General features: G+C 38.6%; 19 protein-coding genes. 12 read left to right on the plus strand and 7 right to left on the minus strand.

Annotated elements, in window-relative coordinates; genetic code table 11:
• Positions 1 to 51 precede the first annotated feature (51 nt).
• From AQF98_RS16365 to AQF98_RS16375, 3 genes are all read right to left on the minus strand, one after another.
• On the minus strand, positions 52 to 2,793 hold the full coding sequence (locus AQF98_RS16365) for a M14 metallopeptidase family protein (RefSeq protein ID WP_055133048.1): 2,742 nt from the start codon (positions 2,791 to 2,793) through the stop codon (positions 52 to 54).
• A gap of 146 nt (positions 2,794 to 2,939) precedes the next feature.
• Positions 2,940 to 3,749: a phosphatidate cytidylyltransferase gene (locus AQF98_RS16370; protein ID WP_055133049.1), complete on the minus strand. Its 810-nt coding sequence runs from the start codon at positions 3,747 to 3,749 to the stop codon at positions 2,940 to 2,942.
• Entirely contained in the window at positions 3,746 to 4,696 is a 951-nt protein-coding gene (locus AQF98_RS16375; protein ID WP_055133050.1) for a CPBP family intramembrane glutamic endopeptidase, read from the minus strand. The genes AQF98_RS16370 and AQF98_RS16375 overlap by 4 nt, the downstream gene beginning before the upstream one ends.
• Before the next feature lie 53 nt (positions 4,697 to 4,749).
• Here AQF98_RS16375 and dusB point away from each other — a divergent pair, with 53 nt between their 5' ends.
• Positions 4,750 to 5,757 (plus strand): tRNA dihydrouridine synthase DusB, encoded by a 1,008-nt coding sequence (gene dusB / locus AQF98_RS16380; RefSeq protein WP_055133051.1) that lies wholly within the window; start codon positions 4,750 to 4,752, stop codon positions 5,755 to 5,757.
• 30 nt (positions 5,758 to 5,787) lie between these two features.
• A complete protein-coding gene (gene apaG / locus AQF98_RS16385; protein WP_055133052.1) occupies positions 5,788 to 6,174 on the plus strand; it encodes a Co2+/Mg2+ efflux protein ApaG in 387 nt (128 codons plus the stop codon).
• A gap of 127 nt (positions 6,175 to 6,301) precedes the next feature.
• Here apaG and AQF98_RS16390 read toward each other — a convergent pair whose 3' ends face one another.
• On the minus strand, positions 6,302 to 6,997 hold the full coding sequence (locus AQF98_RS16390; protein WP_055133053.1) for a zinc metallopeptidase: 696 nt from the start codon (positions 6,995 to 6,997) through the stop codon (positions 6,302 to 6,304).
• An 86-nt stretch (positions 6,998 to 7,083) separates the two neighbouring features.
• Between AQF98_RS16390 and AQF98_RS16395 the strand changes: the two genes are divergently transcribed.
• The 9 genes from AQF98_RS16395 (at position 7,084) to AQF98_RS16435 (ending at position 14,377) form a co-directional block, all read left to right on the plus strand.
• On the plus strand, positions 7,084 to 8,229 hold the full coding sequence (locus AQF98_RS16395; RefSeq protein WP_055133054.1) for an FAD-binding oxidoreductase: 1,146 nt from the start codon (positions 7,084 to 7,086) through the stop codon (positions 8,227 to 8,229).
• 170 nt (positions 8,230 to 8,399) lie between these two features.
• Entirely contained in the window at positions 8,400 to 9,284 is an 885-nt protein-coding gene (locus AQF98_RS16400) for a hypothetical protein (RefSeq protein ID WP_055133055.1), read from the plus strand.
• The gene (locus AQF98_RS16405) at positions 9,274 to 9,474 is read left to right on the plus strand and encodes a helix-turn-helix transcriptional regulator (RefSeq protein WP_055133056.1); all 201 of its coding nucleotides are present in this window, start codon (positions 9,274 to 9,276) and stop codon (positions 9,472 to 9,474) included. Before AQF98_RS16400 ends, AQF98_RS16405 begins: the two co-directional genes overlap by 11 nt.
• Before the next feature lie 2 nt (positions 9,475 to 9,476).
• On the plus strand, positions 9,477 to 10,160 hold the full coding sequence (locus AQF98_RS16410; RefSeq protein WP_055133057.1) for a DUF4369 domain-containing protein: 684 nt from the start codon (positions 9,477 to 9,479) through the stop codon (positions 10,158 to 10,160).
• A gap of 101 nt (positions 10,161 to 10,261) precedes the next feature.
• Positions 10,262 to 10,678: a hypothetical protein gene (locus AQF98_RS16415; RefSeq protein ID WP_055133058.1), complete on the plus strand. Its 417-nt coding sequence runs from the start codon at positions 10,262 to 10,264 to the stop codon at positions 10,676 to 10,678.
• Between the two features lie 34 nt (positions 10,679 to 10,712).
• The gene (gene trmD / locus AQF98_RS16420; RefSeq protein WP_055133059.1) at positions 10,713 to 11,387 is read left to right on the plus strand and encodes a tRNA (guanosine(37)-N1)-methyltransferase TrmD; all 675 of its coding nucleotides are present in this window, start codon (positions 10,713 to 10,715) and stop codon (positions 11,385 to 11,387) included.
• 187 nt (positions 11,388 to 11,574) lie between these two features.
• Positions 11,575 to 11,922, plus strand: a complete 348-nt coding sequence (gene rplS / locus AQF98_RS16425) for a 50S ribosomal protein L19 (RefSeq protein WP_055133060.1) — start codon at positions 11,575 to 11,577, stop codon at positions 11,920 to 11,922.
• Positions 11,923 to 12,014: 92 nt separating this feature from the next.
• Positions 12,015 to 13,241: a Glu/Leu/Phe/Val dehydrogenase dimerization domain-containing protein gene (locus AQF98_RS16430; protein ID WP_055133542.1), complete on the plus strand. Its 1,227-nt coding sequence runs from the start codon at positions 12,015 to 12,017 to the stop codon at positions 13,239 to 13,241.
• On the plus strand, positions 13,241 to 14,377 hold the full coding sequence (locus AQF98_RS16435; RefSeq protein ID WP_055133061.1) for a mechanosensitive ion channel family protein: 1,137 nt from the start codon (positions 13,241 to 13,243) through the stop codon (positions 14,375 to 14,377). Before AQF98_RS16430 ends, AQF98_RS16435 begins: the two co-directional genes overlap by 1 nt.
• Positions 14,378 to 14,792: 415 nt before the next feature.
• On the opposite strand, the gene AQF98_RS16440 is transcribed toward AQF98_RS16435, so the two are convergent.
• The 3 genes from AQF98_RS16440 to AQF98_RS16450 form a co-directional block, all read right to left on the minus strand.
• Positions 14,793 to 15,452 (minus strand): phosphatidylserine decarboxylase family protein, encoded by a 660-nt coding sequence (locus tag AQF98_RS16440; protein WP_055133062.1) that lies wholly within the window; start codon positions 15,450 to 15,452, stop codon positions 14,793 to 14,795.
• A gap of 68 nt (positions 15,453 to 15,520) precedes the next feature.
• Positions 15,521 to 16,057, minus strand: a complete 537-nt coding sequence (hpt, locus tag AQF98_RS16445) for a hypoxanthine phosphoribosyltransferase (RefSeq protein WP_055133063.1) — start codon at positions 16,055 to 16,057, stop codon at positions 15,521 to 15,523.
• A gap of 9 nt (positions 16,058 to 16,066) precedes the next feature.
• A complete protein-coding gene (locus tag AQF98_RS16450; RefSeq protein WP_055133064.1) occupies positions 16,067 to 18,220 on the minus strand; it encodes a transglycosylase domain-containing protein in 2,154 nt (717 codons plus the stop codon).
• Positions 18,221 to 18,340: 120 nt separating this feature from the next.
• On the opposite strand from AQF98_RS16450, the gene AQF98_RS16455 reads away from it, so the two are divergent.
• Complete coding sequence (locus AQF98_RS16455) at positions 18,341 to 19,417, plus strand: Mrp/NBP35 family ATP-binding protein (protein ID WP_200911913.1); 1,077 nt, start codon at positions 18,341 to 18,343, stop codon at positions 19,415 to 19,417.
• Positions 19,418 to 19,445 lie beyond the last annotated feature (28 nt).

Raw genomic sequence — 19,445 nt, forward strand, 5'->3', positions numbered from 1 at the left:
GACTCCTATTCGGGTCGAGGCTTATGAGTTAAGGTTTAACAGTTGGTTAAACTATTTGTACAATTGATTGAACATCCATTTGAAGGTGCCATGCGTTTGCGCTCTGAAGGTAATTTCTGGACCGAAGGCAAATAATTTACCTTTACCATAATCAGCTTCGAAAGCTGCAACTCCATCTTGTAGGTAGCTTTGGCCCCAAGCCCAACCACTACGTAATGGCGTAGCATTGGCAAACCAAGCTAAAGGTTTAATCCTTCCGCTAGATACCGCATCTGGGCTCAGTTTAAATACAGGGCTGTTATCGAAATAAACATCCGTAGCACGATCCATGCCCCAGTTGGCAGGCTGTTTGGTATCTAAAGCAACATTTAATACACTGCCAGGCACATAGTATTTTTCGGCAGGTAGCCTTTTCTCTGTACCATTTACCAATTCTACCATGGCATTACGCACAGGTAAGTCTAGGTGAGCGGCCAAGTTGGTTGCAGTACCAATGGCTACAATTTCGCCACCAGCCTCTAAGAATTTCTTCAATTGAGGAATTGATTTATCTTGGCTCATGCGACCGATACGAGCTCTATACTCTTCTGGTACAGATTCTGGTGCAGGTCCACCAAAACCACCACCTCTATTGCCAGCATTCGCTGTTGCGTTAGGGTTGTAAGCAGGGATAGAGCCATCAACAAATACAATTACATCAAATTTATCTTTTAAATTTCCAGCGTCGATATCTGGTGCATAAATTACCGTAGCATCAAAGTGGTATTGCTCCATAATGAAACGGATCCATCCCGAATCCATCGAGCCGCCGTAAGTATCCCAAAGAGCGATACGAGAAGGCGCAATTTTAACTGCTTTGGCAGGCTTTTGTGCCGCCATTACCCTCATTCCAAAACCATGCTCAGCTTTGTCTAAAATCGTTTTTGCTTTTGCAGAGGCAGGAACATAAAAAGAACCGTCGGCACTATTGCGGAAAACTTCGGCACCGCCTTTTAACAATTCGTTTACGGCCAGGTAGCTTTCGTTTGCACTTGAGCTCAATACATAACCACTACCCGATGGCAGTGCTTTTGGTGTGGCTTTTAACAGCTCGCCATAAGGAAGTTTTTCAAAAGGACCATCAAATTTATCTTGGATCCTGTCGAATTTAACATTCATCAAGTAAGCCAATGTCCAACCTGCAGCATCATATGGTGCAATTGGAGGCCCTCCTTCGTATTTAAAGTCGTTTGGATGGTCTTGTGGTTCGAACATGTCTAAAATGTGCGGACGGAAAGCCTGATCGGTTTTAACAATGTAACTTCCGGCAGGATAACTTTTGCCAGCAACAGTAAATGCTGCAGTTGCCTTTTGTACCCCAATACCAGTTCTAATCAAAGCATTTAAGAAACGGATTGCTGTAGTAAAATCTGGTTGATCGGCTGATAAGATATAACCCCTAGCATCTCTATTAAGTGGCGCTTTCATTACCGTATCTAAATATTTAACAGACATGCCTCTACCGCCACCAAAACCACCCGCAGGGTTTGTAGTAGCACTTGTACTTCTGTCTTTTTGGTAAGCATCATTAATGGCATCGATCTTTTTCGGAGAAAATGACCAAGTATCTTTGCTGCCTCTATCAATAGAGTTTTTACCCATTTGGTAGATGTTGTACAATAACTCATCGCTGTGACGTTGTGCATAACCTAAAACGGCATAATTCAATGAAACTGAATAATCAATTGAATTTTTGAAATACCATTTTTGTGGGAGTACTGGGTTTGGCGAATCGCCGTTTGGCAATAAACGAGAAGGAACCAAAGGGATATCAGAGGGCGTTGGTCCACCTACAATTTCTGTTAACAAACCAATCATGTTGTGGAAATAGGTTGTTGTACGCAAACCACCATTGTACCAAGTAGAAAACACAGAGCCCCCACGTTGGGTATAGCCCGGTTTCCCTTCAACATTCATTCTATTGTGCATGGCAGCACCTACGGCGTCGATACTGGTCAATACCATTGGATCGAAAACGTAGTTATAAGGATCACGGTATGGAGGTCCAGCGACTACTGTTCCGGCAGGCCCAGCTTGGTGGTGGTTATACATGATTTGTGGGATCCACTCTACAAAAAGCTGTCTGCCCATATTTTGGGTTTCTTTAAGGTTCAACATAAAGAAATCCCTATTGTTATCATGCCCGGCATATTTTTCGTACAAACGAGGCAAACCACTTAAAGATCTTTTCTTAGGGTCTTTCTCTCTCATGTACCAATCGCTTTGCAGTTCTTGTCCATCGGGGTTGGCGTGTGTCATTAAAACAATCACCTTATCTAGGATATTGGTAGTTTCGGCATCTGTACGGCTAGACAGGTTATAGGCCATTTGGATCAACTGGTGTGCACCAACAACCTCATTGGCATGCAGGCCACCATCAATCCATACCACAGCTTTCCCTTCGGCAGCTAATTTTTTTGCCTCATCTTGGCTTAAGCCCTCGGCACGGGCCATTTTTTGGGAAATTTGTTTGTAGCGCTCTAGGTTCTTCAAATTTTCTGGCGAAGAGATGATCAGCATATATTGTGACCTTCCTTCTTCAGTTTTACCAATGTCTACCAATTTTACCCGCTTAGAAGTAGCGGCTAATTTTTTAAAATAAGCTTCAGTTTGCGTATAGTTGGCCAATTGATAATCATCGCCAATGGTAAAACCAAAGTGAGCTTTAGGGGTTGGTACTTCTTGTGCAGTAGCATTTAAGCTTCCTACAATTAAAAGAGCCAAACAGAGCTTTTTAAAGTAGCTTTTTATCATAATTTAGGAATGTTGATGGTTATTATATCAAATATATAACAGAAAAGTATTTGAAATACCCATGCTGTAAATTTGTTACATCAACGTTAATTAAATCAGGATAAGGAGCATAAGGCCTCAAATAGAGCCCTATTTAATCGACGTAGTTAATACAAGATCAAATATAAATACACATAAACCACGGGTGCGGCAATCAATAGCCCATCAAAACGATCTAAAAAGCCACCATGCCCCGGTAAAAAGCTGCCTGAATCTTTGGCGTCAAGGCTACGCTTCAGCATCGATTCTACCAAGTCTCCCAGGGTGCCAAAACAAACAATCAGGAATGACATTCCAGCCCAAATTAAAGGGCTCATCTCTGTAAACTGCATCGAAATTAGGTAGGAAACTACAATGCTGGTAAACATGCCGCCGAAAAATCCTTCCCACGACTTTTTAGGAGAATGCCTTTCGAATAAACGGGTTTTCCCGAATTTAACACCAAAAAGATAAGCGCCTGTATCGTTTGCCCAAAGCATTAACAAAAAGGCCAAGGGTAAATGGAAACTATAGTTGCTGAAATCGGCTAAGAAGCCTAAGGCGAAAAAAAAGCAGAAAGGAATGGTTACATAGATAAAGCCCACAAAGGTGTAAGAGATGTTGGCAAAAGGAATTTTATTCTTTTTATACAACTCCAGAATAAACACCGAAAAGATCAAGGGTACAATGAGCAGGAGGTATTTCAACTCGAACTGAAAAAAATGATAACCAGCGGTCAACAAAAACATCACTGCTGCGGCAAAAACTGCCACATTTCTGTGTGGTCGAATACCGCCTATTTTCACCAGTTTATAAAACTCTAAAAGGGCAATTAAACTTAAGGCCAAATAGAAAAAAGTAAAAGTATAGGCGCCTAAAAAAATGGAGCCAAGCATTACGATGGTAAAAAAGAAAGCGGTTATTGCTCTTGTTTTCATTCCTTAATTTGAGATTTGGTATTGGGTGCAAATCCGTTTGGGATCTTTGCACTGTCTTTTAAAAATTTAAGCAAAGCTATGGTTAATATCGCACTAATTACATAACCATACCAGGCAACAGTCATGCCCTCATCTTGATTAATAGGCAAATTATTTTTTTGAAAGTACCAAGCCATCGTTACGGCAAATCCATTGTTTAAAAAATGTGCAAAAATGGTGTACCAGATGCTTCCAGTCCAGAAATAGAAATAACCAAAACCGGCACCTAATAATAAACGAGGGAAAAAACCAAAAAATTGAAAATGAATGGTGCTAAAAATAAAGGCCGAAGTCCAAATGGCCACATGTGGATTTTTGATCCAACGTAAAAAAACACGTTGTAAAGCACCCCTAAAAATAAGTTCTTCACAAATGGCAGGAACAATAGCAATTACCAAGAGGTTAATCAGATACCCACCAATTGAATTCATCTTTAAAATGGCCAAGGTGGTTTTTTCGCCCTCATCTTCTAGTTTTCGCATCCATTCTTGTAAGCTTTTTAGAAAATCAGGAAGGACCATTTTCTGATTCAGTTCATTCACCCAACCCATAATTGGCATAGAGCAGGTCATGATTAGGAGGATCAATACCAATACCTGAGTTTTTGGCATAGCCATTCCGTAAAATCGCTGCGGTTTTTTCCCTTCGGTAATGGCCAATAAAAGTGTTGGAGTTAAGAAAAGACCAATTTGTTGGGCCGTAAGCAATATTTTCATGGCCTCCACATGCATTTTCAGATTGGGGTTAACACCCACTAAACTCTGTACGGCATCAAATCCATAAACTAAAAAAATGAGTGCAAAAGCGATCAAAGCAAAAACAATGAGACCTACCAAAGCGTAAATGCCTAGCAATAAAAGCTGTATAAAAGGACTGTTTTCTTGCTTGGCGGTTTGTATGGTCTGCATTATTTGTAATATTCGTACCTTTGTATCTTTAATTTTGCTTTGAAGATAGAAAAATGTCTGTAAAGATAGGAAATATAGATTTGGGAGAGTTCCCTTTATTGTTGGCACCAATGGAAGATGTGAGCGATCCTCCTTTCCGTTATGTGTGTAAACAAGGCGGTGCCGATATGATGTATACAGAGTTTATTTCATCAGAAGGATTGATTCGTGATGCCGCAAAAAGCCGTAAAAAACTGGATATTTTCGAATACGAAAGACCAATAGGCATCCAAATATTTGGAAGTGACATTGAAAGTATGAGAGAAGCAACCGAAATTGCAACATTGGCAGGTCCAGATCTGATGGATATCAATTATGGTTGCCCAGTTAAAAATGTTGCCTGTCGTGGTGCTGGTGCAAGTTTGCTTCAGGATATTGATAAAATGGTTAAAATGACAGCTGCTGTGGTTAAAGCTACACACTTGCCTGTAACTGTTAAAACCCGTTTAGGCTGGGATGACAATACCAAAAATGTATACGAAGTTGCAGAACGCTTACAAGATGTAGGTATCCAGGCCTTAACCATTCATGGCCGCACACGGGCACAATTGTATAAAGGCGAAGCAGATTGGTCATTGATTAGAGATATTAAACGCAATCCACGTATCAAAATACCAATTTTTGGCAATGGCGATGTAGATAGCGTAGAAAAGGCTGCGGCATGGAGAATGGAGTATGAGGTTGACGGAATTATGATTGGCAGAGCCGCAATTGGCTATCCATGGATTTTTCGTGAGGTGAAACACTTCTTTAAAACAGGAGAAGTTTTGGCTGGCCCAACTTTAGAAGAAAGAATAGTTGCCTGCAGAACCCATCTTAATAAATCGATAGAGTGGAAAGGCCCTAAAGTGGGTGTGTTTGAAATGAGGAGGCATTATGCCAACTATTTTAAAGGACTACCCGATTTTAAAAACTATAGAATGATGCTGGTCAAAGAAGAAAATATTGACACTATTCATCAGATTTTAGACGAAGTGGCAGAAAAATACGAGCATATTTTACCTTTTTCAGAAATGGCTTGATTATTGAAAAGCATTTTATAAATTTAACAAATGGTTACAGCTATAACGCAAGGTGTAAAAATTTCGGTAGAAACCATTTACCAAGACGAACATTCTAATCCGGCAAACGAACATTTTATGTTTGCTTATCGGATAGAAATAGAAAATATGTCAGATTATGCAATTCAATTGATGCGCCGTCAATGGTTTATCTTCGATTCGAACGGCTCTGTTAGAGAAGTGGAGGGGGAAGGTGTAGTTGGTGTTCAGCCGGTAATAGAACCGGGCCACAATTATTCTTATGTGTCTGGGTGTAATTTGAAAACAGATATAGGAAGCATGCGTGGACATTATTTGATGAACCGCATGGTTGACGAAACGAGTTTTAAGGTTGATATTCCAGAATTCCAACTGATCGTTCCTTATAAATTAAACTAAGAATTTAACGAGTAAATAAATAGAGGTCAGGATTTTTTCTTGACCTTTTTTATGCTTCAAGAATTTACTTCAATAAAAAAGGCCGATCAATTTAGATCAGCCCTCTCCGTTTTTCATAGGTTATATTTTAATCTCTGCGGCTACCGAATAACATCGATGCGTAATAGAGCAGATTGGCAAGCGCACCTAGGGCCGCAACCACATAGGTCATGGCTGCCCACCATAAGGCATCTTTTGCCTGTACATTCTCTTCTTGTGTATACATAATGCTATGGTTGTTTTTTAACCAAAGCAAGGCTCTTTTACTAGCATCAAACTCTACAGGTAGCGTAATGAAACTAAAGATGGTAATCAATGCCAAACCAGCTACACCAATAGCCAATACAATTGGCGGCCCATTAAAAATGATGAGCATTACACCAATTAACAATACCCACTGTAAAAGGTTAGAAGAGATACTGACCACAGGCACCATACTCGAACGCAGCTGTAACCAACTGTAAGATTTTGCATGTTGTACCGCATGCCCGCATTCGTGGGCGGCAACGGCAGCGGCAGCAACGCTACGGCCATAGTAAACATCTGTACTTAAATTAACAGTTAATTCTGTCGGATTGTAATGATCTGTGAGCTGGCCCTCCATACTCATTACCTTAACATTGTATATACCATTATCCTGTAGCATTTTTTCAGCTACTTCTTTGCCCGAGAAGCCAGAGTTGAGTTGCATTTCTGCATATTTTGAAAATTTATTTCTAAATCGCCATTGCACAAACATGCTCAACAATAATATCGGGATAATTAAAATTAAATAGGTTCCCATATCAAAAGTGTATGTTTTTCGATTTCGTTAAATCAAAAAGTGTTCCCATATTTAACAGACATAAAAAAATTACAATTCGTTTAGCTATGTACGATAACCTTTCTTACTGGGAAAAGAAAAATTTCTTTCATGCCGATGTGATCATTGTGGGGAGTGGCATTGTTGGTTTAAATGCAGCGATTGCGATAAAGACTCTGGCACCAAAAACTACCGTATTGCTATTAGAAAGAGGTTTTTTGCCTTCTGGGGCCAGCACAAAAAATGCAGGCTTTGCTTGTTTCGGCAGCATCTCCGAATTAATTGAACAAGAAAAAATAAGTGGTACAGATGGCCTTCACGCTTTAATTTCTAAAAGATGGAAGGGGCTTTTAAAACTTAGAAACTTATTGGGAGATGCCCAAATTTCCTATCAAAATAATGGTGGTTTTGAACTTTTTAGGCCTGAGCAAGCTAGTCTGAGCGAAAAATGTGTAGCAAAAATAAGCCATTTTAACGCCCTCATTGAAGATATTGTACTACAAAAAAACGTTTACGTTCAGGCTGATGAGAAGATCGATGTCTTTGGGTTGAAGGGGATAGCTGCTTTAATAGAATGTAAATTGGAAGCCCAAATAGACCCAGGAATGATGATGAAGGCTTTATTGGCCAAGGCTTCGTCATTAGGGGTCCAAATTTTGAACAATTGTAATGTGGAAGAGTTGAAGGTAGAAAGTAATGGAGTTTATTTAAAAACCAATCAAGGTGCTTTTACCTGTAAAAAGATATTATTGACTACGAATGCTTTTGTAAACGAGCTATTGCCAGAATTGGAAGTTGTTCCAGGTCGTGGACAAGTGGTGGTTACCAAACCAATACCCAATTTAAAGTTAAAAGGGACCTTCCATTATGATAAAGGGTATTACTATTTCCGCAATATAGACGATCGTGTTTTATTGGGCGGGGCCAGAAACTTAAATATGAAGGCAGAAGAAACCACCGCCTTTGGAGAAACAGAACTGGTTCAAGAAGCATTGCATACATTATTAAAAGAAGTTATCCTCCCCGAAACTAATTTTGAAATCGAACATAAATGGAGTGGCATTATGGCATTTGGGCCAAAGTTGACACCAATTGTAGAAGAAGTACAGCCTCATATCTTTTGTGCGGTGAGGTGTAATGGAATGGGCATTGCCATTGGGAGCCAAACCGGGCAAGAGGCCGGAGAAATGGTATTCAAATCCTTAAACGCTTAATTTATTTTTACGCATAAAGCCTTCTAAATAGATCAATTTAGCATTTTTGTAAAATATTTTAATCTTTTAGTCAAAAATACTTGACATTGATGTCAATTTTACTTTACATTTGTTCAAGCAAACTTGATGCGCAATCATGGACTCTATTGTAGAACTTAAAAGAAATAAAAATGAAAAGTAAATTCTTGTTTCCAACATGGTGTAGTATTGTTGGTTACCTCCTGGCTATCCCAGGTTTTGTGTTGGGTTACCTCAACATCTTTAAAAAGTACGAAATCCCAAACTTTGGTTTTCAGCTGCGGGCAAAAGATAATCTTTTTGAGAAGGCTGTGGAGAATTTTACCAATGAGCTTGCCATATTCTTAGTGGTGATCGGCTTGGTGCTGATCGCCTTTTCCAAAAACAAAAGAGAAGATGAGCTGAGCGCAAGGATAAGGCTTAACGCATTATATTGGAGCGTAATGATCTATTATGTACTTTATTGTTTAGCACTTTTATATAGTATGGTTATTGGCGAAATTCCTTTTGTGGGCGACCATGCTTCTGAACTAAACATTTTTACCCCATTGGTTATTTTTGTTATAAGGTATAGTTACCTTAAATCTATTAATAAAGAAAGTTATCTTATTAGTCAGCCTAAATTCTTATCAAATAAGCCTTATCGGAAATTAGGGGTGTTTCTTTCATTGGCTGGCCTTGCTTATTTTATAATTGCCCTCCAATTCGATCCGCAAGGGGATTGGGTATTTACAACTACACAAGCGGTCTATCTGATCTTTATGCTTGGGCTGCTGCTTTGGACTTTCTCGCAATTTAAAACCGAAGATGAAATGATCATGCAACAAAGGTTGGAGAGTTTGCAACTAGCTGTCTATTTTAACTACCTAATTTTGTTGGTTGCTACAATGGTATTTTATTCCTTTGTGTTCTTATATGTACTTACTATTGCACAATTTTCTTTACTGGTGTTCTTTATCATCCGCATGGAGTATATCAGCTTTAAAAACAAACAATCATTAAATGCCATGGAGGAGGATTTGACCTATGAAAAATAATTTAAGAGTACAGCGAGCCATCAAAAATATCACGCAGGCCGAACTGGCAGATTTTATCCAAGTATCGAGGCAAACAATCAATACCATTGAATCGGGTAAGTACGTGCCGTCAACAGTACTGGCTTTAAAAATGGCCAAGGTGTTTAATGTTCCAGTTGAAGAGATTTTTCAATTAGAAGAATTAGATTAGTGATGAAACCGATAAAATATATTTGCTTCCTGTTCCTTGTTACGGGAGTTTGCAAGGCGCAAACGTATCAACTGAGCGGAGATGTTAAAGGTTTAAAGAACGATAGCCTTTTAATATTGAGCCAAAAAGGTAAAACTACAAGCATCAAAAAAATAAAAGTTGTAGCTGGTAAATTTGCTTTCGGAGACACCTTAAAAGAACCTTATTTTGTGCAGGTATTTAAACTTAAAAATGGTGCTAATGAAACAGAAGGTAAATTAACGGAGTTTTTAGCAGAAGCTGGAACGATTACCATAACCGGACCATCACCTCGTTTCGAAGATGTTCAAGTTGCTGGCTCCGTTGCTGATCAGGTACTTAAAAAATACTTGAAAGAAGATGCAAAAATTGTAGCAAATTGGGAACAGCTAAAAGTTCAGTACGACCAATATGTGGCACAAAAGGACACATTAAGCAGGAAAAAAGTTGCCAATGAATTAAATGACATGCTTTTTAAAGAACGAATACCATTATTGAAGCAATATGTTGCACAATATAAGAACAACATGCTGGGCGCTTTATTACCTAACTTTTGTCTATTAAAAGATTTACTTAGCAAAGCTGATTATTTAGAAATGTATAACATGTTAACCGTGCAGTTCAAACAAACGGACTATGCAAAAAGCACCTTTGAAAAATCTAAATGAGCCTCCTTTCATCGAGTTACTTCATCCTTTCATCGATTAGCTAATTGGATTCGCTTTTAAAGAGGCTAGCTTCATCATCATTAAAAACAAAATGTATTCAAATGAAAAAATTAATGATGATAATGGCGTTTGCTTGTGCGGTAGCGACTACAAATGCGCAAATAAAAAAGGGCATCAATTTAGAGCCCTATTGGGAAATTAAAGGAAAGCCCCTTGATCCAAATGATCACAAGACCAAAATTAGCATGGAGGTAAAAACAGTAAGCAGTCTGGATAGGGTACTGTATTTTACCTCCAATACGGGGCTGCAGAGCGTAAAGGTTCTTTTTATAGGTTTACCTTCGGAGGTGCCGAATACCATATTTCTTAAAGGTGCAAAAACAGGTAGTTTAAATCTTGATGCCGGGGCGTATAAAAATGGCCTTGCCAAAGGATATAGATTGGTCTTTTACAAATTAAGGTCGCCAAGCCAGATCTGGGAGGCCACAGCAATCCAAAGAAATATAGCTAAACCCTAATCAAACACATGTTGCAAACTCTTATCTTTGCAGCATGCGTTTTGATATCATTTCAGTTTTACCAGATTTATTGACAAGTCCTTTTGCGCACTCTATTTTACAAAGAGCACAAAAAAAGGGCATTGCCGAAATCATTGTCCATAATTTAAGGGACTATGCCACCAACAAGCAAAAAAGTGTGGATGACTATCCTTATGGCGGAGGTAGCGGAATGGTGATGTCTATTGAACCCTTTGCCCTTTGTATAGAAAAACTACAAGGCGAAAGGGAATACGATGAGATTATTTTCATGAGCCCAGATGGAGAAACCTTAAACCAAGGAATAGCCAATACCCTTTCGATTAAAAAGAACATTATCATTTTATGCGGGCACTATAAAGGAATAGACCAAAGGATAAGAGACATTTATGTAACCAAAGAGATTTCTATTGGTGATTATGTGTTATCTGGCGGAGAATTGCCAGCTGCGGTTTTGGTAGATGCTGTGGTGCGTTTGGTACCTGGTGTTTTAAATGATGAAACTTCTGCCCTGTCTGATAGTTTTCAGGACGACCTGCTCGATGCACCAAATTACACCAGACCAGCAGACTGGAGAGGACACAAGGTACCCGACGTTTTATTAAGCGGCCACGAAGCTAAGATCAATGAGTGGAGACATGATGAGGCCGTTAAACGAACGCAAGAACGTAGGCCCGATCTGTTAAAGTAAAGTAACAAGTCAGAAAGCGAGAAGGTTAAGCAAAAGAAGAGGTTTAAAACCCCATCCGCTTTGTGGAAAAACTATAGTTTGTTAAAAAATAAATTTATTTTGAACATCACTTTTATTTTTAAAATAAATTTCCTAATATTGCAGTCCGATTTTAAACAACAAAAAATCGGCTTAATAGCTTAAAATCATGGATTTAGTAAAATTTGTAGAAGAGCAGGTAATCGCGAAAAATGAGTTTCCTTCTTTCAAATCAGGAGATACAGTGAGTGTTCACTATAAAATTCGCGAAGGTAATAAAGAACGTATTCAAATTTACCAAGGTGTTGTTATTCAACGTAACAGTGCTGGCGCAAACGAAACGTTTACTGTTCGTAAGATGAGTAATGGAGTTGGTGTAGAGCGTATCTTCCCAATTAATTCTCCAAATATTGATAAAGTAGAAGTTAACAGTCACGGTAAAGTACGTAGAGCTAAATTGTTCTATTTACGTGAGTTAACTGGTAAAGCTGCTCGTATCAAATCTTTAAGAAAATAATATTCTTCAATAAAAAGATATAACCTTCACGATTAACTTCGTGGAGGTTTTTTTGTTTATATCTTTGCGGCACCAAATATTAGATGAATCAAATGAAAGACCTATTAAAAAAATACGAAGAAAAACAACCCGAAATTGTTTTTGAATGGAAAGATAAAGAATCTGAAGCTGAAGGTTGGGTAGTGATCAACTCTTTGCGTGGTGGCGCTGCCGGCGGTGGTACACGGATGCGTAAAGGATTAGACAAACGTGAGGTAGAATCGTTGGCCAAAACTATGGAAGTTAAATTTACTGTTTCTGGCCCGCCAATTGGTGGGGCAAAATCTGGGATCAACTTCGACCCTGCCGATCCACGTAAAAAAGAAGTATTAGAACGTTGGTACAAAGCAGTAATGCCTTTGCTAAAAAGTTATTACGGTACTGGAGGAGATTTGAATATCGACGAGATCCATGAAGTTATTCCAATTACAGAGAGTTATGGCTTATGGCACCCACAAGAAGGGGTAATTAATGGCCATTACCAGGCTAGAGAAAACGAACGTATCCACCAAATTGGCCAATTGCGTTATGGTGTTTCTAAAGTATTGGAAGACCTTGATTATACACCAGACATTAAAAGAAAATACAAAGTAGCCGATATGATTACAGGTTACGGTGTTTCTGAAGCTATTAGACATTATTACAACATCTGGGGCGGAGAATTGAAAGGTAAAAAAGCAATCATCCAAGGCTGGGGTAATGTGGCTGCTGCGGCAGGATATTATTTGGCACAAGCAGGCGTTAAAGTGGTAGGGATTATTGACCGTGTTGGTGGTTTGATCAATCCAGAAGGGTTTACCGAAGAAGAAATCAAAAACCTATTTAATAAAAGAGAAAATAATACTTTGGTGGCTGATAACTTGATCCCTTTTGCAGAAGCAAGTGAAAAGATCTGGAGTATTGGTGCAGAAATTTTTGTACCAGCAGCTTCTTCTAGATTGGTACAGCAAGCAGAAGTAGACCAACTCATCAAAGGTGGTTTAGAAGTGATCTCTTGCGGAGCTAACGTGCCTTTTGCAGATAAAGAGATCTTCTTTGGTAGCATTATGGAGCACGCAGACAATCATGTGGCGGTAATTCCAGATTTTATTGCAAACTGTGGCATGGCCAGGGTTTTTGCTTACTTAATGCAGCGAAATGTAGAAATGAGCGATGATGCGATTTTCTCTGATGCTTCTTCTGTAATTAATAAGGCGCTACAAAATGTATATGCTGTATCTAAAGAAAGAACAAATTTATCAAGTACAGCATTTGAAATTGCATTGAAACAATTGGTATAATGGATAGTCAATTTTTTGAACAGTTAATTTGGGGGAATACCGTGCAGGCCTATTGTCTGTTTGGGGGCATTATTTTGCTAGGCCTTTTATTGAAACGCTTTGTATCTCGTGTTTTAAGCCAGCTCTTATTTAAACTGTTCAAAAAATTTGCTGATGAAGTAAAAATGGAAACATTCATTGCGCTACTTTTAAAGCCCATTGAGTTTTTCATTACTTTAACCTCGCTGTATTTGGCGGTTAATCAGCTCAAACACCCGCTAGAAGTAGCCATATTTCATTACAATAAAATAATCGACAAAGTAAAAGTGCCTCAAGAATTTACCTTGGGTGAGCTCTTAGACAAGGTGTTTTTATTTCTCATTATCCTTTCCTTTTTCTGGATTGTTTTAAGGATTATTGATTTTGTGGCCCATGTATTTATGTTCAGGGCTGCTAAATCGGCCAATAAAGCAGACGATCAATTGGTGCCTTTTTTAAAGGAGCTTTTTAAATTTATCATTTATTTTATAGGCTTTTTTGTGTTGTTGGGTTATGTATTTGAAGTAAATGCATTAAGTCTAATTACCGGACTAGGTATTGGGGGTATCGCCATTGCCTTAGCGGCTAAAGAAAGCCTAGAGAATTTAATTGGCTCATTTACCATTTTTATCGATAAGCCCTTTACTGTAGGCGATTTGGTTAAAGTTGATGGTGTAGAAGGAACGATAGAAAAAGTTGGCTTCAGGAGCACAGTGTTGCGTAGTACAGACAAAACAACCATCATTATCCCTAACCGTGCAATGATTGATGGGGTTTTAGAAAACCTCACCCGTAGAAACTTCCGTAGGGTTAAATTTAATATTGGTATTGTTTACGAAACAGAGTCTGACAAGATTAAAGAAATTATCGCAGAAATTAATGCCTTTTTATTGCAGAATGGGCAGACAACTGATGGGACCGTTACTTTTGACAGTTTTGGAGATTCTGCCTTGAACATTCAAGTGTTATATCTGGTAGAGAATATAGATTTTAACGATTACCTTAAAACCAAAGAAGAGGTCAATTTTAAGATCATTGAAATTGTGCATAAACATGGTTCAGACTTTGCTTACCCAACGCAAAGAACCGTTGGTGAAAAAACGATCACAGTAAAATAATTAATAAGGTCGAGATTATAAATCCCGACCAACAATGAGATGATGGACTAATAATGATTGGGAAAGCAAGTTTCTAAGCTCTTTTTAACGTTAGTCGGGCTTTCCATTTCAATCTTTTTGTGCTTCGGAAGGCCTCAGCCTACAAAAAGGATTTTCATTCCAATCCCGTTTATTTAATGCAGGCCTATGTAACTATTTAAGGTTGCAGGTTTGCCTAGAACTACTGCCTTTGTTATATAAACCTGATTGCAGTGTATGCCGATTTTTCATCGGCAGCAACGGAAAGCAGGATTGGACTGACCGAAGAACTACTGGCACTGTTTTCCTGAAATTTTTAAGGACAGATGCTAAGCACTAAAAAATAAAAAAGGTCGAGATTGTAAATCCCGACCAACATATTTTATAAACGATTTATTTAGCTCAGTTCTGCCAAAACAGTGATGCCGCCTTTAACAACTTGATCTAACTGAAGGTTAACTTTGGTGCCAATTGGCAAAAAGATATCTACTCTTGAGCCAAATTTAATGAAACCAAATTGCTCGGTCTGTGTCACCTGATCACCTTCTTTAATGTACCAAACAATTCTGCGGGCCAATGCACCAGCAATTTGTCTGAACAATACTGGTGTACCATTTTGATGTTCTACCACCGTTGTTGTACGTTCATTTTCGGTACTCGATTTAGGGTTCCACGCAGCTAGGTATTTACCAGGGTGGTATTTAAAGAACTTTACGACACCAGAAATGGGGTTGCGGTTAATGTGCACATTAATTGGCGACATGAAGATAGAAACCTGTAAACGTCTGTCTTTAAAGTACTCTCCTTCTTCAGTTTCTTCAATAACAACAACTTTACCATCTGCAGGGCAGATCACTAAATTATCGCCAGTGGTAAAAGTTCTGCTCGGGTTTCTGAAAAACTGTAAAACGATTACGAATAAGGCAAAAGAAAGAATGTAAACAAACCAGCGCAGCCAAACAATATCCGAAAACTTATAATCTACAATAGCGTTGATAATGAAAATAAATAATACGCTAAGGGCAATGGTGGTATATCCTTCTTTATGTATGGTCATGGAGTTTTAATTTTAATATGGATGCAAAACTCGGAAAAAAATATCAGATTTTAGGTGCGGGTTTAAAACTATACTGCCCGATAGATATCTTTGAGGTTTCGGCCTAAACCATTATAATCTAAACCATAACCCACTACAAAGTCATTAGGGATCTCGAACCCAACGTAATTGAGTTCTGCTATTGGCTCTTTTAAGGCCGCGGGCTTAAATAACAAACTACATACGGTTACAGAAGCAGGTTCTTGTTGCTGTACTTTAGCTAAGATATATTTTAAGGTCTGGCCAGTATCTACAATATCTTCTACTATAATTACATCCCTATCTTTGAGGTCGGTTGGTAGGCCAAAAGCTTCTTTAATTTCGCCAACACTTTCGGTGCCATGATAAGAGGCCACACGGATAAAACCAATTTCGCAGGCAATGTCAATTTCTTTGATCAGATCTGCCATAAAGAGGAAACTGCCATTTAAAACGCCAATAAAAACCGGGCAACGGTTTTCATAATCAACATTTAATTGAATGCCAATTAAGCGGATCCGTTTATTAATGCTGTCGTTTTCTAAGAGAATTTCAAATTCTTTATCGTGTACTTGAACGTTATTCATGGTCTTGTTTTAACCTCCATTTTCTTTTTTCTTTCGGCGTTCTTCTCTGCGTTCCTGGCGCAACTGTTTTTTGGTTTTAACGGTGTCTGTTTTGGCCTGAACTTTAACGGTATCTTTTTTAGACGAACCAAAAATCCGTTCAATCAAATTTCTCGATTTTTCCTGTGTAGCTTCAGGGGTTGGCAAAAGGTCTTCGTCCATATCAACAGAAGAGGTATCAATAGCGGCCGAATCAGGCAGTAAATACTGTCTTAAACCTTCGCGTAAACGTACCCCATAAAAGCCATAACCACTGGTGTCTGCAGGAGTTAAGCCCCTTTTGGCCATGGTGTTGCCAATAAAGTTGAAGTACGGGAAGAGGTATTCTTTTAGGCTACCATCGCTCATAAATTTATATAAGGCAGCTTTAGGCTTGGGTACAATGTTGGCCAAAAAGATGCCCTCGCCTACGCTTAATTCTGAAGGCGATTTGCTGAAATAATAATGCGAAGCCTCGCCAATACCATATACATTTGGCCCCATTTCGATAATGTTGAAATAGACTTCTAACATGCGTTGTTTACTGATCAGTTTATTGTTTTCGATTAGCCAAACAATCAATATTTCTTCTGCCTTACGTGCCAAGGTTTTTTGACGACTTAGGAAAACATTCTTCACCAGTTGCATAGAAATGGTACTTCCGCCTCGTTTAAAGCGCTTTTCTTTAAAGTTTACAGCAATAGATTTGCGTATGGATTCTTCTACGAAACCTTTATGTCTAAAGAACGATGGATCTTCTGAAGTGAGCAAGGCATTTCTAAAATTAAAGGAGATATCTTCCAACCTTGTAAAGTTAGGGTTAGAAGGACCGATCATGATATCCCTCATGGGTTTGCCATATTCGTAAGGGGTATACACAAAAGGCGAATTAATTTTCTGTAGATCGGTTTTGCCCCATTTTAGAATCTTGAAATTAGTTGGGGTTAAGGTAGAATTGAACCTCACACTATCAGGCATAGAAGTGTCTAAGTAAAAATCAAGATTGTATTTCAATTTTCCACTTACCTGCATACCCTCTAAAGATTCGAAAAGACCTAGTGGGAAAGATTCGAAAATGGCCTGGGCATCTTGCTCTGTGGCATTGACCTTCATCTCGTAAATTTTATTCGGAGATAAGGTGTATTTTAGATAAGGATGTACAGTTGCATTTTTAAGGTAAATGGTAGATGTGCTGTCTAAACAAACAAAATTTTCGCCGATTAACATATCTGCATCAACTTTGGCGTCTGGAACAATTACATCGGCTCCAGATATTCTTTTTTGGTTAATCAATAGGTTTTTAATGCCCCAAGAGCCAGAAATTTTATAATTATCGCCACTATAATCGGCATCTTTCATTTCGGTCCTTACGGTGTCGAAACTAATTTTAGTATGGAGCTTTTTTTCTAGGTAGCTAGGCAGTTCTACTTTTTTACCATCAGCAAAAAGCATTACATCAAGCTGTTTTTTACCCGGTTTCACCTTCCCGTTAACATGCCAAGTGGCAACGGTGTCGTTAACCAAGATATTTGATTTTAATTCTCCACCATCAATGGTGGCACTTGTGGTTAAGAAAGAGAGCGAAGCCGTATCGTTGTCGTTCAATTGCATCATAAAGTTCTTAATTTCCATATCGTCTGGAATTTTATAAAGAACTTCGTTCAACAGGTTATTGGCTAAATCGCTCAGTGCAACTTTATTTGAACTTGTAGAAGTGCTGTCTTTCTTTTTTCTTTTCAGGATAAAATCCAAATTGGTTAAAGAGTCTCTCAATACAATGTTCAGTTTGCCTCTATCTAAGTTAATTTCTGATAGTTTAACATTGCCAAACAAAAGAGGGAACAACTTAACGCCCACTGTAATGTCGTTAATGGTACTTAAGGTATCTCGGTCTTTGGGTACCACAGAAATATTTGTCATGCGTACAGCACTTAAACCACTAAAACCAGCAGAACCAATTTTAACATCCAACCCATAATCTTTATCTGCTTTGGCAATAGCTTTGGCAATCATTTTTTTCAATAAAGCTTCCCTTTTGCTGTAAGCGATGGCTCCTAAAGAAATTAATAAGAGCAAAAATACACCTAAAACCCAGGCGCCAACCTTCAGATATTTTTTAGGAATTTTGATTTTTGGTAGCTGCATAAACTAATGTAGAAATTATTGTTAAACAAACGCCAAGGGCAAATGTTTATTTCGTGTTAAAATTACAACAAAAAGGGGGATAGAAAATTTTTTATGCCTATGTTTTGTTAATTTTGGGGAATGATAATTACCGAAGAACAAGTTTTAGCTGCTTTACGCAATGTTGAAGATCCGGATCTGAAAAAGGATCTGGTTACACTTCACATGATTAAAGACCTTAAAATTGAGGATAGAACAGTTGCGTTTACCTTAGAATTGACCACTCCTGCATGTCCGATGAAGGAAATGTTGAAGAATGCCTGTATCAATGCTATTAAACATTTTGTTGCTGCCGATGCGGTAATTGAGCTTAATATTACCTCAAGAGTAACCAAGCCTTTAGATACTACACAATTGAAGGCGATTAAAAATATCATTTTGGTCTCTTCTGGAAAGGGCGGGGTTGGTAAATCAACTGTGTCTAGTAACCTTGCGGTAACTTTAGCCGCAGATGGGGCAAAGGTTGGCTTAATTGATGCAGACATCTATGGTCCTTCGGTTCCGATCATGTTCGATCTGGTGGGTGCAAAACCAAGTGCCCGTGAAACGGAAGATGGAAAAACACTCATTTTGCCAATTGAGAAATATGGCATTAAGCTACTTTCTCTAGGCTTTTTTGCCGATCCAGACCAACCTGTGCCATGGAGAGGGCCAATGGCCTCTAATGCCATTAAGCAGTTGTTTAACGATGCCGATTGGGGCGAACTGGATTACCTCATTGTAGACCTTCCTCCTGGAACCGGAGATATTCATATTACCATTAGCCAAAGTTTCCCAATTGCTGGAGCTGTAATTGTAACTACACCACAACAAGTGGCATTGGCCGATACGAGAAAAGGCTTAGCCATGTTCAGAATGCCGGGAATTAATATTCCGGTGTTAGGTGTAATAGAAAATATGTCGTATTTTACGCCAGAAGAATTACCAAACAATAAGTATTATATTTTTGGTAAAGATGGGGGTAAAGCATTAGCAACACAATTTGAAGTGCCATTTTTGGGAGAGATTCCATTGGTTCAGGGAATTACTGCAGCTGGCGATAAAGGGCAACCTATTGCGCTAGATCAAGAAAGTCCATTGTGTGCTGCGTTTAGTGAAATTGCTGGAAAAATTGCCCAGCAGATTTCCATTAATAACGTACAAACGGCTAATTGCTAAAAATTTACTATTTTTATACTTTAAAAAT

This window comes from Pedobacter sp. Hv1 (assembly GCF_001412215.1).
Lineage (GTDB): Bacteria > Bacteroidota > Bacteroidia > Sphingobacteriales > Sphingobacteriaceae > Pedobacter.